Here is a 14,847-nt window from a genome sequence, read left to right on the forward strand (position 1 = left end):
AGCTTCGCTGAATTGAATTTTTACCACGACCCACACGGATGGAGACGGACATCGTAGCTGATAGCTGATAAGCTGACTGGTTCGCTATGCGGCGAAAAGAACTTCGCCATCGCGAGCAAAGTCGGTCACAAATGAATCGCCTCGATCCCACTCTTCTTGCGTCATTGCTACCGCTTCAATTGGAGCAAAAATTTCATAAATGATATCCGATAGGATTTCAATTCGTTCCCAATAGTCCTTTCCGACAAAATCGTCAGAAATCACGACAATATCGATATCACTGCCTTCCATATTAAAACCGGTTGCATAGGACCCATAAAGAATGAGTTTTTGTGGTTCGATGCCCCGTGCCTTGATTCCCCGATGAAATTGGTCAACGATCTTTATAACTGTCCTTTTATCCAAGTGATGGTCTCCTTCCCATTAGTCAAGATTTCCTTGACAACAGCTTCGTTGTATATCTTCTGAAGCTTTTGCAAATTTTCCGGATAGCGGGTCGGTATGCTCGCCTCGTTCAATTTAACAATAAATTTTCCTTGCCCTTCCGGTGGCTTAATGCCGATTTTGTTGAATAGATAGATCAGATTGTGGGATTTAGGAGGTATCAAACTGTATTTTTCGTAGTAGAGCCCTTTCAGAGCCTTTTCGATGGAAAGGTGGCACATAAAAACAGCGTATATATGCCGACCACCGGCATGCATAAATTCAGCGGTGTCCATATCATATTCGGATTGAATCAACCATTCCTTGGTTCGTTGTTTCATATAATGATAATACCAGACAACTTGGCTTAGATCCAATAAAGATTTTAAACGCCTGTCTTGTTCGAAGCGTTGAGATAACCGTCAGAAAGCTGGGATTGGTCGGGACGGCAGTGGGGAACGGACGGGACTGGTAGGGAAAGGGGTCGCAGCAAGCTATTGAAATATTAGGAAAGGAGTTGAAAAATCATAGATAAAAAGGCCTTAATCGAGTCTTTTTAATGCTGAAAACGTAAGGATAAGGCTATCGTTGCTGATCCCACGGAAGCATGTTATCGGCTTCGTATGAATCGGTTGATTTATAGGGCACCGGCGTTTCGCGAAGTTCAAAGCAATCTCCAGTCTGACGGATTTTTCGCCCTCTCGCCCTGAAACCGAGTGCTTCCTTGATCTTTACGATGTAAGCTTCGCTACCGACGGCAATGCTTTGTGACCATTTTCTTTCCCTATCGTTATTCTCTTCTTGTATGGCAGTGTCTATCCATTGGAGATGGGCATTCTTCAACTGCTCATAGGTGTCGAAACCCAGCACTTCCGTGAGACGATCAAAATCAATAATTCCCTTTTTCTTTCGGGGATTTTGTATTTCATTATATCCACACCATTGCCACTTTTCGGGGTGATCGACAACACCGGCACGGACCATATTCATGTCGATATAGGTAATGCATTGGCGTAAATGACGATTACTTTCCACAGCGGTAGCATGATAGCGATCCTGCCAGAATGCGCCTTTTCTGTTTTTTCGCAGATTATATTCCTGACCAGTTCTGCCGGCGACCAGCTTGATCGAATCCGGGATGGCGTTATGCCCGCCAGTGTCATATAAAAGCAGATGAATATGGTTGGAGGTGACCATATAATCCAATACGTTCAAATGGCGATGACGTTTCCTTGCCCGATACAGCCATTCAATCCATCGGTTGCGGTCTTTTGCAAATTTTAAAAGAAAGGCCCTTTTATGGCAGCGATGGGTAATATGCCAGACATAACCGGGGACATAATGTCTCTTTGCACGGGCCATTTAGCAGTGTTTTCCCTAAAAAAGTAAAAAAGGACATCATTGCCTTGTTCACGCAATTTGTTTACCGTAGTTACCGGAATGTTTTCATCGACGAGGATCTTCATACGGCGCTTTCCAGTTTTTCAAGGGGTGTAATCTGCTCCTCGGCCAGCGTAGCGGCATAATCCAGGCAGGCATATATGTCTTTGATATGTATAGTGGGATAATCTTCCAGAAGTTGGTCCATCTGGTCGCCGTTTGCCAGCATACGCACAATCTGATGCACCGGGATTCTTGTACCTTTGATGCATGCTTGACCATGGCAAATATTGGGATCTACTGATATGCGTTCGATTGTCATAAAGGCACCTCTTTTCGATTTTGGCTGATTGGGATAAACTTTATGCCATTGATTCTTCATATTATATTATCGAGTATCGGAAAATCCAGAAATTTTTAGGTAGTTGGGGCGCTATTTGAATTGCTTATCTTATCAGACAGTTCTGGATGGTGCTTATGTTAATGGGTGGTGCTATAGAACCACTCCATGATCACCGCAATCTGGGGACTGGGGGACGGGCATGAAATTATGCGTTTCCATTCAAAACGCAGCATGATAGGTCAAAATAATGCCCAGAAAAGCCAGAATAGACGCACCTGGTACGTTGCCGCCGATAAAAAGGACAGAAGGGTATCCCCCTAATGGGCCTGGGAAAATTCTGGTCGGAATGGGTTAAAGACGCGCACCTGCTCATCAATCAGCAAGCCATCATGCATGTCTTCAGAATACAGGGTGTTGCATCCTGCCATAAGTGCAGCAGCCACGATCATCGAGTCGTACACGCTTAATTTGTAATGCTCGGCAACATGTCTGCCGCAATCATGCGTTTCTAAGGTTAACGGCTCCACCGGGCAAACAAATCGGATCAGAGACAAAAAGTCATTGATCTCCGGCCAGGGCATGCCCAACTTTCGTAACGCTACATTGGTAAGCTCGTTGAGCACTTGTACACTGATGATACCGCCGTTGAGGACGATCTCCTCAGCACGATCAGCTTTCACTGAATCCGCCGACAATAAATAGATCAATACGTTAGTGTCGATAAACGATTTATTGGCGGGCATTGGCGTCATTCCGGTCAAAGATGAAGTCTGCGGGTAGTTTCCCACGGTATTTCCTCAGTTTTGCCAGAAATGCCTCTTTTCCGGGTTTCTTTCTTACCTTGAATACCCGTTCATCGGCAACGATCACCTCGATATCATCACCTTCATTCAGGTCCAGGGCACTGACTACAGCTGCGGGCAAACGGATCGCCAGACTGTTTCCCCATTTGGATACTTGCATGGTTAAACCTCCTGTAGATATACATAGATCATGTATATCATCAATCGTGTTGTTGATCAACCGTTTGATCACCGGTAGCATTTTTGCCACGGACACACACGGACATTGTTTTTAAGGGACGAGAGGGGAAGGGGATGAAGTAATGCGTTTTTATAAAAATTTTTTTTCTTACCGCCTTCTTCGTTTAAGTCGTAGAACTTGCAGAAAACAGTCAGGGTTCATGTCGTTTAATTTTAAATTTGTCGAAATCTTTATCGTAGCTGTGCAGGATGTTCTGTGAATTCTTTTCCAGGCAGGCAATCAAATATGCATCAACGATTTCAATATTATTCGAATCCCAGATATCCATCATGCTGACGACAGTTTTTTTATCTGTAATTTTCAAACCTTTAAATTTTAAAAGCCCCTTCATTGCCTTTACAATCTGTATTTTTGGTACCTTATAGAAACTTTTCAGTACGAAAATAGTCTGAAATAGAACGATTAGTTTGAGTTCGACTGTAATTTTTCCTTGTTGGATATCCTGAAAAAAATCATATACCCCCTTAAATTTTTCCTCATTATTTTCAGTCAAAAATCGGACAATAACATTGGTGTCGAGAAGCGATATCATTCTTTCCAACCCTCCGCGAATCCGGACTCTGTTGCCTCGTTAACTTTATCCTTTCCGGGGAACTTTTTATTTTTTGCGTATCTGTGCAGCATACCAAAAAGTTCATCAGTTAAAGATTGATGCTTTGTTTTTTGGCGAGATGGCTTTAGGAGAATACCATCTTGAAAAGTGATAAACTCGATGCGATCTCCGATATTGATGTTGTACTTTCGTCTTAATTCCACAGGAATAATTACTTGACCTTTGGGAAATACTTTCATTTTTTTGGAGCTTTTTAAATTTTCCTGCATTGGTTCCCTCCCGGAAAAAGGTTATACATAATTAATAAAATTGTATAACAATTTTGTCAATGGGAAAGATTGTCAGGATACGATAACAAGCTTGAGCCCTGACATCTTTTTTTCACCGCCCACTTCGTTCGAGGCGCGGAGTTCACAGAGATTTTTTGCCACGGTTAGACACGGACGGACACAGACAGTTTTTGCAGCCTTCTGCTGGGAAGGGCTTTATATAGGACACGGATGAACGCGGATTGACGCGGATAAGGGCTGGATTAGCCACTGACAACTGACAACCAACCACCTGTTTCGGTATTCGACGTTCTTCTGTTTTCTGACTTATGACTTCTGACTTCTGAATTCTTATTTTTCATCCGCGTATATCTGCGAAAATCCGCGTCCAATTCTATTTTAAGATGCATTTCCCTTTGATCTCTGCGTCTCTGCGAGCGATTTCAGCCTGTGGCTGTAAACCAATCACCCAATTGAACCAACCGACGAATCGGCCCCTATTTTATTAGCCGCACATCATCGATGTAAATTGTCCTTGGATGGGGCAATTGCGTGGCAAAAAAGCCGACAGCATAAATCTGGCTAATATCCATTTCCCGGCCAGCCGGCGCCATCCTGACATCATCCAAAGGGATGGTAATGGTATGCCAGCCAACGGGAATGGATTGGGTCCTGTTGAACCGATCCGCGTATAATTGCGGTCCCTGCGTGTGCAACTTGTCGTGAATGCGGCAGGTGATCCGGATCACTTCTTCAGAAGGGTTGTAGATGCGAAACTGGAACCATTGGTATCCTTTCCAGTTTCGAGGGAAATATTTAAGGGTGAAGCCGGAGTATAGTTGGGTGTCGAGATCGGCCCGCATGGCGCGGTTGCCTCGGCTGCCGATATCCTTTTCGATGGAGATGGCGCCGCCGCCTTCCCAGCGATCAAGCTGGGCGCTCTGAAAGTCCGACAGGACGGGGAATTCATTTCGGGCATGCTGCTCGTCGATCAGGGCAACCGCAATGGGGCGGATTTGCAGCCCTATCAGAATGATGAGGATTAATTGGAGAAGCCGCAGTAATTTCGAAGGAAATCCTTTTCTGACGGGCAACAGGAAACAGAGCGCGACTCCCGCGCCGATCAGGTTCCTGAAAAGATCCCCTGTATCCGGCGTTCGGCTGAATGCCGATTGGCCCAGCTCAACGAGAATTCCCAGGAGGAGCGCAGCAAGAATGATAATGGACACCTGGGTGATCGGCTTTTGTTTTCTGAAGCATTCGAACGACACTATCAGGAAAGGGAATAAAGAGAAATAAAGGATATGCCCCAGGTTCCAGAAGTGTTTGAATGAGCGTGATGAATGGTAGTCGGGCCCGCCAATAAAAAAGAGCACCGTGAGCAGGGCCATGGCGAGGATTAAAATATGCCGGTGTTTTTTCACTTGCGATACCAATTTACCCCATCGTTGCATAACAACATGCGGAAATCATTGTTACCGTATCACACCCATATCTGATCATTCACCACCCGCTCCGCTCGAGACGCAGAGTGCGCAAAGAGTTATAATGAGTTCGCCTTTCAGGCAAAAGAAACCTCTGCGTTCTCCGCGCCTCTGCGGTGATCTCACATCTTATATCCCATCGTTTTTAACCAACCCAACCAACTAAAATGATTCGATCAGATCGAATTCAAACCCAAGATGGATTTTCAGGGCGGTATCGACACCAATCATAACTTCATCGCTTAACCGGCCAATGCGCTTTATGATGCGACCTTTGTCGAGGGTGCGTATCTGATCTGCTTTGACCTTTGATTTTTTTGGAAGATTTCCGGCTCCCTTGGGGAGCATCGCCTCGAATGGATAGATTCTTTTTAGATTCTTGGACGTGATCGGGAGGACGCTAACGGTCCCGGAAAACTGATTGTTAACATCGTTTGAAACGATTACAACGGGCCTTGTTTTGGCGATCTCCCGACCAATAGTCGGGACCAGGGCGGCCAGATGAATTTCTCCCCGTTTAATATTCATCCCAGCCCTCCAAGTCTGTGATCTCAAATTCTGACGAGATATCAATGCTTTCCTTTTGACAGGCCCGGTAACCTTCTGCCAGTTGTTTTTCAAGAAGACCTTTTCGGGTCTGTTTTACTTTAAGCTCAATGGCCTCGGCAATGAACATGCTGCGTTTTTTTGCACCGGTCATTCGATCTACCATGTTGACCAGGTCTTTTGGTAATGTGACATTCAGTCGAATCTTTTGTGTGTCCATAAAGCCCCCTGAATAGTGTGGTTTAATATACACAAAATTGTACACACAAAAAGGTTTTTTGTCAATTAGCGGGGAATGAACTTTCTATCTTATGCTGATGGCCAGTTAATAGGACACGGATGAACGCAGATGAACACGGATTGGGCGTAAAGGGTGTCACACCAAGCGAACCAGACAGCGCACCAACCCCATCATCTTCTTGCCCCTTTTCAGACGCTGTGATAACCAAGCGGCCAATCAAAACCTAAAATAAGCGTTTTGCCTTTTTTGAAAAATAAGGGAAGATTATCGGAAAGGAAATCATGAAAGGGATCATTCTCGCAGGCGGTTCCGGAACGCGGTTGTATCCGATCACACGGGCGGTAAGCAAGCAGTTGCTGCCCGTTTACGACAAGCCCATGATTTACTATCCGCTGTCCGTACTGATGCTCACAGGCATTCGGGACATCCTGATCATCTCCACGCCCCATGACTTGCCGCATTTTGAGCGATTATTGGAAGACGGAAGCCAGTGGGGGCTCAATTTCAGCTATGCCGAACAGCCCCGGCCGGAAGGCATTGCCCAGGCCTTTGTCATCGGAAAGGATTTTATCGGCAGAGACAACGTCTGCCTGATATTGGGGGATAATGTATTTTACGGCCACGGTCTGCCGGAAAAGTTGAAGCGGGCGGCGGAGCGCGATAAAGGGGCGACGGTGTTCGGCTACTGGGTGAAGCATCCGCAGCGCTACGGGGTGGTCGAGTTCGATGAAACCGGAAAAGTTATCAGCATCGTCGAAAAGCCGCAAAAGCCGAGGTCCAACTGGGCCGTGACCGGGCTTTACTATTACGACCACCAGGTGGTCGACATCGCCGGGCAGATGAAGCCTTCGGCACGCGGCGAACTGGAAATCACCGACGTGAACATGGCCTACCTGGCGCGTGAGCAGCTGTTTGTCGAGAAGATCGGCCGCGGAACAGCCTGGCTGGACACCGGAACCCACGAGAGCATGATGCGTGCATCCGGATTCATCGAGGTCATCGAGCAGCGGCAGGGATTGAAGGTGGCCTGCATCGAGGAGATTGCCTACAACATGGGATACATCGACGGCGAACAGGTGTTGAAATTGGCGGCTCCCCTGGAAAAGAATGAATACGGCAAATACCTGGTTGATCTGGTTAATGGAGCTCAGGATTAGAGTTGGTTGGATTGGTTGAGTTGGTTGAGTTGGTTGGATTGGTTGGATTGGTTGGATTGGTTGGGTTGGTTGGGTTGGTTGGGTTGGTTGGATTGGTTGGGTTGGTTGGATTGGTTGGATTGGTTGGGTTGGTTGGATTGGTTGGATTGGTTGGGTTGGTTGGATTGGTTGGAAATGATGGGATATGAGATATGAGATGGGGGATATGAGATGGGGGCAGCACAGAGCTTGGATCGGGGAGCGAAAATAAAAACTGAACGTCCAACATCGAACGTCCAACATCGAACATCGAACATCGAATGAAAAGAGCATTGAGATTGGAGCGGAGAGCGGAGAGTCTGGAGCGAAGAGCAACAAAATAGAATTGGACACGGATTTTCACGGATACACACGGATCAAAAATGTTTTCCATTCAGCGAAGCTGAAATTATTACGCCCGATCCGTGTTCATCCGCGTTCATCCGTGTACTATACAACGGTAGTCCGCTGGTAGGCGATGCGCTATAGGTTCCTGGCGGTTGGAAATATAAGATTTGGGATCGCACAGAGCGGGGAGCGTGGAGAGAGGAACAATAAAAACTGAACGCCGAACATCGAACGTCCAACATCGAACATCGAACATCGAATGAAAAGAGCATGGAGATTGGAGCGGAGAGCGGAGAGTCTGGAGCGAAGAGCAACAAAATAGAATTGGACACGGATTTTCACGGATACACACGGATCAAAAATGTTTTCCCATTCAGCGAAGCTGAAATTATTACGCCCGATCCGTGTTCATCCGCGGAAATCCGTGTCCCATAAATGGTCTTCCAGCCGCAGGCTGCAATATCTTGTCCTTGTGTGTTCGTGTGTGTCCGTGGCAAATATAAAAGGAACGTAGATGGGAAATAGCAAATAGCGTGGTGCAAAGAGCTTAGAGCAAGAAGAAAAACCGAAAAAATAGAATTGGACACGGATTTTCACGGATACACGAGGATGAAAAATAAGAATTCAGAAGTCAGAAGTAAGGAAACAGAAGAACGTCGAATACCGAAACAGGTGTTTGGTTGTCAGTTGTCAGTGGCTAATCCAGCCCTTATCCGCGTCAATCCGCGTTCATCCGTGTCCCATCAAAAGATATTCAGCCGATCGATAATTAAAAATTCAAAACTAAGAATTCAAAATCATATTTGTCCGTCCGTGGCAAATAATAGATGGAAAAGGTAGGGGATGGAAATTCTTTCGACGAAATTTGATGAAGTGGTTGTCATTAGCCCCAGAATATTCCATGACCCGCGTGGGTATTTTTTTGAGACGTTTCAGGCAGAGCGGTACAAAGAGAACGGAATCCGCTGCAATTTCGTGCAGGACAACATCTCTTACTCCCAAAAAGATGCGTTGCGGGGCCTTCACTTCCAGCACCCCCACGGGCAGGCCAAATTGGTAAGCGTGGTCCGGGGAGAGGTGCTGGATGTTGTGGTCGACGTGAGAAAAGGGTCGCCGACCTTCGGTCAGTGGGAAGGGGTGGTGCTGTCGGTTGAAAACCACCGGCAGCTTTTTGTGCCCCAAGGATTTGCCCACGGGTTTTGCGTCCTGAGCGAAGACGCCCTGTTCACCTACAAGTGCAGCGAATATTACGCGCCCGATGCGGAACACGGCATCGCCTGGGATGATCCGGATGTTGGCATTAAATGGCCAATTGAAAAGCCGTTGTTGTCAGAAAAAGATGCACGTTATCCACGGCTGCGGGATGTGGATGAGAAGAACCTGCCAGTGTTTGGTGGATTGGTTTGATTCGTTGGATTGGTTGAATTTGTTGGGGGCGATGGGATATGAGATCTGCGATGTGGGATGGGAGCGGGAGAGACTCGAAGAGCAGAAGCTGGGAAGATCCGAAGAGGGGGCGAAGAGCAATAAAAACTGAACGTCCAACATCGAACGTCCAACATCGAACATCGAATGAAAAGAGCATGGAGATTGGAGCGGAGAGTCTGGAGAGAAAAGCGAAAAAATAGAATTGGACACGGATTTTCACAGATACACGCGGATAAAAATTATGGTTCCATTCAGCGAAGCTGAAATTTTTATGTCCAATCCGTGTTCATCCGCGTTCATCCGTGTACTATACAACGGTAGTCCGCTGGTAGGCGATGCGCTATAGGTTCCTGGCGGTTGGAAATATAAGATTTGGGATAGCGCAGAGCGGGGAGAGAGGAACAATAAAAACTGAACGTCCAACATCGAACGTCCAACATCGAACATCGAATGAAAAGAGCGGGGAAAGAAGAGCGGTTTGTTGGTTGAGTTGGTTGGATTGGTTGGGTTGGTTGAGTTGGTTGAGTTGGTTGGATATGAGGTATGAGATGTGGGATAGGGACATAGAGCTGAGAGCTGAGAGCGGGGAGACAGGAGCAATAAAAACTGAACGTCGAACATTGAACGTCCAACATCGAACATCGAATGAAAAGAGCATGGAGATTGAAGCGGAGAGTCTGGAGAGAAAAGCGAAAAATTAGAATTGGACGCGGATTATCACGGATATACGAGGATGAAAAATCTTTTTCCATTCAGCGAAGCTGAAATTTTTATGCCCGATCCGTGTTCATCCGCGGAAATCCGTGTCCCATAAATGGTCTTCCAGCCGCAGGCTGCAATATCTTGTCCTTGTGTGTTCGTGTGTGTCCGTGGCAAAAAAATAGGATCTTATAAACAATGACCATTCTGATAATCGGAAATAAAGGCCAACTGGGCTGGGCGCTGGAACGCAGCGCGGAAAATCACGACATCAAAACGGTGGGCGTGGATTTGCCCGAGTTGGATATGACCCATGCCGAAGCCCTCAATCAACTGGTTGGTCGGAAGCGCTGGGCCGCAGTGGTCAATGCGGCGGCCTATACGGCGGTGGACAAGGCTGAATGCGATGTGGACACCGCATTTGCCGTAAATCGGGATGGCGTTGCGCATCTGGCAGATGCCTGCAGGGAACATGACCTGCCCTTGATCCACATCTCCACCGACTACGTTTTCAACGGGAGGGCGACTTCACCGTATACGCCGGACGATCCCATCGATCCACTTGGAATTTACGGCCAAAGCAAGGCCGCCGGCGAAAAGGCTTTGCGGGAACGGCTGGATCGGCACGTGATCATCCGCACGTCCTGGCTGTATGGGATTCACGGCAACAATTTCGTAAAAACCATGCTGCGGCTGGCCAGGGAAAGAAAGGAACTGCGCGTGGTGTTCGATCAATACGGATGCCCGACGTATGCCGGCGACCTGGCGGACGCCATACTACAGATCACAAAACCGTGTATGAAGAACCAGGATTTGCCTTGGGGAACGTTTCATTATTGCAATAAGGGGATTATCAGTTGGCACCGATTGGCCCGGCAGACGATTCAATCGGCGTCCAGGTACGAGAAGTTCCAGGTTGAGACAATTGTCCCCATTACAACGGAAGAGTACCCGACACCGGCGCCGCGTCCGGCGTATTCGGCCTTGGACTGTACCGGCTTTACTGAATCTTTTGGCATCGAAATGGTGGACTGGAAGGACAGCCTGGATCTGATGGTCGATGGATTGTACACATAGTGACCATTCAGAAATGGCCAATTGCAGTAAATTAAACATAGGGGGTATGCCCGAGCGACCCGAAGCGTTTCGGACCGGTCCAGCGAGACCTTCAATCGGTAAATTCTTATGAACGTCGAACATTGAACATCGAACGTTCAAAGTCGAATGTGGAGATCGCTTCGCTCCTTCATTCGATAAAAAGCAATCTCCCGCAGAGCCGCAGAGGCCACAGAGAGGGAACAACGGAACGGTTGGGCGAATGCCCAAAAAACACCTTTGTGTCTCTGCGCCCCCGAGCGAAGCGGGCGAGAGAAGAAACACTGGTCAATGTTGGACGGTCGACGTTTAGATTTCAGCCCCCTTCGAAGGGGGCTTCATCAAACCATCCGCTAAGCGGGTGGCCGGTGATTTTTGACGAGCACTACGTATAAGCTGCAGAGAAAAAATGCGAGTACCATACAAATGAGCGATGTAACGAAAAGTGAAAACACGATAATCGTCACGGGAGGGGCCGGCTTTATCGGCGCCAACTTTGTGCATGCCGCCTTGAAAGTCGGTGGCAGCACCGTGGTCAACCTGGACAAACTGACCTATGCCGGAAACCTGGAAAACCTGGCGGCACTGGCCGACGAACCACGCCACATCTTCGTAAAGGGCGACATTGGAGACCGGCAGCTGGCGGCCGAATTGCTCCGGACCCACCGACCGGCGGCCATCGTCAATTTTGCCGCAGAAAGCCATGTGGACCGTTCCATCTCCGCGCCGGACGACTTTATCCAGACCAACGTGGTCGGCACCTTCAATCTGCTGCAGGAGGCGCGCAACTACTGGCAAGAGCTGCAGGGCGAAGCACAATCCGCTTTTCGCTTTCTGCACGTATCCACCGACGAAGTCTACGGTTCTCTTGGAGATGACGATCCGCCCTTTTCGGAGACGACGGCCTACGCGCCCAACAGCCCTTATTCCGCATCCAAAGCAGCATCGGACCACCTGGTCCGGGCCTTTTTTCACACCTATGGGCTGCCGACCCTGACCACCAACTGCTCCAACAACTACGGCCCTTACCAATTTCCGGAAAAATTGATCCCCCTGGTGATCCACAATGCCCTGGCTGAAAAGCCCATTCCCGTATACGGTGACGGGGCCAACATTCGGGACTGGCTCTACGTAACCGATCACTGCCGCGCCATACTGGATGTCCTGGAAAAGGGCATTCCCGGCGGCGTGTACAACATCGGTGGGAGAAGCGAGAAAACCAATCTGGACGTGGTGCACACCCTGTGCAGCATTCTGGACGAGCTGGCACCCCGCGAAAGCGGGCAGGGATACGTCCGGCTGATCACTTTCGTCACCGACAGACCCGGACACGACCGGCGCTACGCCATCGACGCTGCCAAAATCGAGGCCGAAATCGGCTGGCAGCCCGAAGAGACATTTCAAAGCGGCATCCGCAAAACCGTTCAATGGTACCTGGACCATGCCGGGTGGGTCGCCAACGTTACCAGCGGTGCCTATCGGGACTGGATTGAGACGAATTATGGGGAGAGGTAGTGAAGAGCGGGGAGCGCAGAGCGTTTGATTGGTTGAGTTGGTTGGATTGGTTATATTTGTTGTGAGTGATGGGATATGAGATATGCGATGGGGGATATGGGGCAGCACAGAGCGGGGAGCGGGTGAAGCCAGAAGAGCGGAAGCTGGGAAGATCGGAAGGGGGGAAAAGCAAAGAGCAATAAAAACTGAACGTCGAACATCGAACGTCCAACATCGAACATCGAATGAAAAGAGCTGAGAGCAAGAAGAAAAGCCGAAAAAATAGAATTGGACACGGATTTTCACGGATACACACGGATCAAAAATGTTTTCCATTCAGCGAAGCTGAAATTATTACGCCCGATCCGTGTTCATCCGTGTTCATCCGCGTTCATCCGTGTACTATACAACGGTAGTCCGCTGGTAGGCGATGCGCTATAGGTTCCTGGCGGTTGGAAATATAAGATTTGGGATCGCACAGAGCGGGGAGCGTGGAGAGAGGAACAATAAAAACTGAACGTCGAACATCGAACGTCCAACATCGAACATCGAATGAAAAGAGCATTGAGATTGGAGCGGAGAGCGGAGAGTCTGGAGCGAAGAGCAACAAAATAGAATTGGACACGGATTTTCACGGATACACACGGATCAAAAATGTTTTCCATTCAGCGAAGCTGAAATTATTACGCCCGATCCGTGTTCATCCGCGGAAATCCGTGTCCCATAAATGGTCTTCCAGCCGCAGGCTGCAATATCTTGTCCTTGTGTGTTCGTGTGTGTCCGTGGCAAATATAAAAGGAACGTAGATGGGAAATAGCAAATAGCGTGGTGCAAAGAGCTTAGAGCAAGAAGAAAAACCGAAAAAATAGAATTGGACACGGATTTTCACGGATACACACGGATCAAAATAAGAATTCAGAAGTCAGAAGTCAGGAAACAGAAGAACGTCGAATACCGAAACAGGTGGTTGGTTGTCAGTTGTCAGTGGCTAATCCAGCCCTTATCCGCGTCAATCCGCGTTCATCCGTGTCCCATAAAAAGCTTTTCGGCCGAAGGCCGCACAACAACTTATAATGATGAATGATGAATTTTGAATGAAGGATAAGAACCTTGATCCTTTCGATCTCCGTGTACTCTGTGATCCTCGTGGCAAAAACTTTTTTAAGCAGCAGATACAATTTGAAGAAGAAAAAGCAGCTCCGTAGATGAAGAAATCATCCTTTGCATGGGCGGTCGCCACTATTTTTATGGTAGTGGTCGCCCTTTTTTTTGGTTTGCGGCCCAAGGGCGGGGCCTTGACCAATGATGCGCAATGGATCACGGACAAAACAGACATCCGGTTTCATGGCCATGGCATGGCTTTCGTGGAAGACCTGCGAGCAAAGTGGGCGGATCGGAACCTGGAATCCTTTACCATTGAAATGGCTGTCACGTCGGCAAGTGGGGACTTGCAAGGATTCAATCCCCTGGTTGTGATGCACGACGGTGCGGACAGCCGCCAACTGGTGATCTGGCAGTATCGTGATTCGCTGATTGCGATGAACGGCGATGACTACGATTTCAGGCAGCGCCGGCCCAGGGTGGTTGCCAGAGACATCTTTTCATCGATTAGAGAACATTACGTTGCGGTTGTCTCCGGCAGACAGGGCACGCGCCTGTATGTGGACGGCGTTTTGGCAGATGTGAAAAGGGATATGCGGCTTGCCATTCCAGACAGCGGCCCGGAACTGAGGTTGGTGGTGGGCAATACCGTGCATGCCACCCACGGCTGGCGGGGCGTTTTCCATGGACTTGCGATTACCGCGACGGACTTTGACGGCCAGGCAATCCTGCAGCGCTACCGTCGATGGGCAGCCGGTGGATCGTTCGAAGCTTCAAAACCGGATTTATCCCTGCTGCTTTTCTCTTTAAACACGAGCCCCAGCGATGCCTTGAAAGGCCAGGACGCGGGTCCCTCGCTCCTCGTTCCTGGAAAGCTGGTGGCTCTGGAGAAAAGCTTTCTCGGGCTTCAAGGACTGCATGCCAGATGGAACCGGCCAATGGTTTTCGACACCCTGGTCAATGTGATGGGCTTCGTGCCGCTGGGCATCGTCTTCTATGGTTTGATCCAAAGTACAGCGGGGTCATTTGCCCGGCATGGGCGCTGGCTTGCCGTACTGGCGTGTCTGTTGTTGAGCCTGTCCATCGAGCTTTCCCAGGCCTGGATACCCATGCGGGTGTCCAGCCTGATGGATTTGCTGCTGAATACCCTTGGGGCATGGATTGGAGTCGAGATTTGGAGAAAGGGCAGGGCATGGCGCTGAATTAGCCATCCCGGTTAAAATC

At 48.6% G+C, this 14,847-nt stretch carries 17 protein-coding genes; 5 read left to right on the forward strand and 12 right to left on the reverse strand.

The window, feature by feature from the left end; all coding sequences use genetic code 11:
- Positions 1–84: 84 nt before the first annotated feature.
- From GN111_RS02050 to GN111_RS02100, 11 genes are all read right to left on the reverse strand, one after another.
- A complete protein-coding gene (locus tag GN111_RS02050) occupies positions 85–405 on the reverse strand; it encodes a nucleotidyltransferase domain-containing protein (protein ID WP_155302151.1) in 321 nt (106 codons plus the stop codon).
- On the reverse strand, positions 384–764 hold the full coding sequence (locus tag GN111_RS02055) for a HEPN domain-containing protein (RefSeq protein ID WP_155302152.1): 381 nt from the start codon (positions 762–764) through the stop codon (positions 384–386). The genes GN111_RS02050 and GN111_RS02055 overlap by 22 nt, the downstream gene beginning before the upstream one ends.
- A gap of 241 nt (positions 765–1,005) precedes the next feature.
- Complete coding sequence (locus GN111_RS02060; protein WP_155302153.1) at positions 1,006–1,785, reverse strand: transposase; 780 nt, start codon at positions 1,783–1,785, stop codon at positions 1,006–1,008.
- A 100-nt stretch (positions 1,786–1,885) separates the two neighbouring features.
- On the reverse strand, positions 1,886–2,125 hold the full coding sequence (locus GN111_RS02065) for a DUF433 domain-containing protein (RefSeq protein ID WP_155302154.1): 240 nt from the start codon (positions 2,123–2,125) through the stop codon (positions 1,886–1,888).
- 338 nt (positions 2,126–2,463) lie between these two features.
- Positions 2,464–2,889 carry a PIN domain-containing protein gene (locus tag GN111_RS02070; RefSeq protein ID WP_155302155.1) on the reverse strand — a complete coding sequence of 142 codons (426 nt, stop codon included), beginning with the start codon at positions 2,887–2,889 and terminating at the stop codon, positions 2,464–2,466.
- Positions 2,876–3,109, reverse strand: a complete 234-nt coding sequence (locus GN111_RS02075) for an AbrB/MazE/SpoVT family DNA-binding domain-containing protein (protein WP_155302156.1) — start codon at positions 3,107–3,109, stop codon at positions 2,876–2,878. Before GN111_RS02075 ends, GN111_RS02070 begins: the two co-directional genes overlap by 14 nt.
- 211 nt (positions 3,110–3,320) lie before the next feature.
- Positions 3,321–3,722, reverse strand: a complete 402-nt coding sequence (locus tag GN111_RS02080; protein WP_155302157.1) for a type II toxin-antitoxin system VapC family toxin — start codon at positions 3,720–3,722, stop codon at positions 3,321–3,323.
- Positions 3,719–4,012 (reverse strand): AbrB/MazE/SpoVT family DNA-binding domain-containing protein, encoded by a 294-nt coding sequence (locus GN111_RS02085; RefSeq protein ID WP_155302158.1) that lies wholly within the window; start codon positions 4,010–4,012, stop codon positions 3,719–3,721. Before GN111_RS02085 ends, GN111_RS02080 begins: the two co-directional genes overlap by 4 nt.
- Before the next feature lie 497 nt (positions 4,013–4,509).
- The gene (locus tag GN111_RS02090; RefSeq protein ID WP_155302159.1) at positions 4,510–5,436 is read right to left on the reverse strand and encodes a carbohydrate binding domain-containing protein; all 927 of its coding nucleotides are present in this window, start codon (positions 5,434–5,436) and stop codon (positions 4,510–4,512) included.
- A gap of 222 nt (positions 5,437–5,658) precedes the next feature.
- Positions 5,659–6,024 (reverse strand): type II toxin-antitoxin system PemK/MazF family toxin, encoded by a 366-nt coding sequence (locus GN111_RS02095; protein ID WP_197740481.1) that lies wholly within the window; start codon positions 6,022–6,024, stop codon positions 5,659–5,661.
- A complete protein-coding gene (locus GN111_RS02100; RefSeq protein ID WP_155302160.1) occupies positions 6,014–6,262 on the reverse strand; it encodes a type II toxin-antitoxin system HicB family antitoxin in 249 nt (82 codons plus the stop codon). The genes GN111_RS02095 and GN111_RS02100 overlap by 11 nt, the downstream gene beginning before the upstream one ends.
- Positions 6,263–6,564: 302 nt before the next feature.
- On the opposite strand from GN111_RS02100, the gene rfbA reads away from it, so the two are divergent.
- The gene (rfbA, locus tag GN111_RS02105; RefSeq protein WP_155302161.1) at positions 6,565–7,440 is read left to right on the forward strand and encodes a glucose-1-phosphate thymidylyltransferase RfbA; all 876 of its coding nucleotides are present in this window, start codon (positions 6,565–6,567) and stop codon (positions 7,438–7,440) included.
- Here the strand turns inward: rfbA and GN111_RS33500 are convergent.
- Positions 7,421–7,852, reverse strand: coding sequence for a hypothetical protein (locus GN111_RS33500; RefSeq protein ID WP_176603277.1), 432 nt, complete (start codon positions 7,850–7,852; stop codon positions 7,421–7,423). The genes rfbA and GN111_RS33500 overlap by 20 nt on opposite strands.
- Positions 7,853–8,649: 797 nt before the next feature.
- Between GN111_RS33500 and rfbC the strand changes: the two genes are divergently transcribed.
- The 4 genes from rfbC (at position 8,650) to GN111_RS02130 (ending at position 14,825) form a co-directional block, all read left to right on the forward strand.
- Positions 8,650–9,213 carry a dTDP-4-dehydrorhamnose 3,5-epimerase gene (rfbC, locus tag GN111_RS02115; RefSeq protein ID WP_155302162.1) on the forward strand — a complete coding sequence of 188 codons (564 nt, stop codon included), beginning with the start codon at positions 8,650–8,652 and terminating at the stop codon, positions 9,211–9,213.
- Positions 9,214–10,131: 918 nt separating this feature from the next.
- Positions 10,132–11,010: a dTDP-4-dehydrorhamnose reductase gene (rfbD, locus tag GN111_RS02120; protein ID WP_155302163.1), complete on the forward strand. Its 879-nt coding sequence runs from the start codon at positions 10,132–10,134 to the stop codon at positions 11,008–11,010.
- A 444-nt stretch (positions 11,011–11,454) separates the two neighbouring features.
- On the forward strand, positions 11,455–12,543 hold the full coding sequence (gene rfbB / locus GN111_RS02125) for a dTDP-glucose 4,6-dehydratase (protein ID WP_155302164.1): 1,089 nt from the start codon (positions 11,455–11,457) through the stop codon (positions 12,541–12,543).
- A 1,184-nt stretch (positions 12,544–13,727) separates the two neighbouring features.
- Positions 13,728–14,825: a VanZ family protein gene (locus GN111_RS02130; protein ID WP_155302165.1), complete on the forward strand. Its 1,098-nt coding sequence runs from the start codon at positions 13,728–13,730 to the stop codon at positions 14,823–14,825.
- The last annotated feature ends 22 nt before the right edge of the window (positions 14,826–14,847 follow it).

This window comes from Desulfosarcina widdelii (genome assembly GCF_009688965.1).
Lineage (GTDB): Bacteria > Desulfobacterota > Desulfobacteria > Desulfobacterales > Desulfosarcinaceae > Desulfosarcina > Desulfosarcina widdelii.

Bases quoted from the DNA above. Each gene is read 5' to 3' on its own strand.
- GN111_RS02075 (WP_155302156.1), bottom strand. From the start codon at position 3,109: ATGCAAGTATCCAAATGGGGAAACAGTCTGGCGATCCGTTTGCCCGCA.
- GN111_RS02095 (WP_197740481.1), bottom strand. From the start codon at position 6,024: ATGAATATTAAACGGGGAGAAATTCATCTGGCCGCCCTGGTCCCGACT.
- GN111_RS02070 (WP_155302155.1), bottom strand. From the start codon at position 2,889: ATGCCCGCCAATAAATCGTTTATCGACACTAACGTATTGATCTATTTA.
- rfbB (WP_155302164.1), top strand. From the start codon at position 11,455: ATGAGCGATGTAACGAAAAGTGAAAACACGATAATCGTCACGGGAGGG.
- GN111_RS02080 (WP_155302157.1), bottom strand. From the start codon at position 3,722: ATGATATCGCTTCTCGACACCAATGTTATTGTCCGATTTTTGACTGAA.
- GN111_RS33500 (WP_176603277.1), bottom strand. From the start codon at position 7,852: ATGGAAAACATTTTTGATCCGTGTGTATCCGTGAAAATCCGTGTCCAA.
- GN111_RS02055 (WP_155302152.1), bottom strand. From the start codon at position 764: ATGAAACAACGAACCAAGGAATGGTTGATTCAATCCGAATATGATATG.
- rfbA (WP_155302161.1), top strand. From the start codon at position 6,565: ATGAAAGGGATCATTCTCGCAGGCGGTTCCGGAACGCGGTTGTATCCG.
- GN111_RS02130 (WP_155302165.1), top strand. From the start codon at position 13,728: ATGAAGAAATCATCCTTTGCATGGGCGGTCGCCACTATTTTTATGGTA.
- rfbC (WP_155302162.1), top strand. From the start codon at position 8,650: ATGGAAATTCTTTCGACGAAATTTGATGAAGTGGTTGTCATTAGCCCC.
- GN111_RS02100 (WP_155302160.1), bottom strand. From the start codon at position 6,262: ATGGACACACAAAAGATTCGACTGAATGTCACATTACCAAAAGACCTG.
- GN111_RS02085 (WP_155302158.1), bottom strand. From the start codon at position 4,012: ATGCAGGAAAATTTAAAAAGCTCCAAAAAAATGAAAGTATTTCCCAAA.
- rfbD (WP_155302163.1), top strand. From the start codon at position 10,132: ATGACCATTCTGATAATCGGAAATAAAGGCCAACTGGGCTGGGCGCTG.
- GN111_RS02060 (WP_155302153.1), bottom strand. From the start codon at position 1,785: ATGGCCCGTGCAAAGAGACATTATGTCCCCGGTTATGTCTGGCATATT.
- GN111_RS02065 (WP_155302154.1), bottom strand. From the start codon at position 2,125: ATGACAATCGAACGCATATCAGTAGATCCCAATATTTGCCATGGTCAA.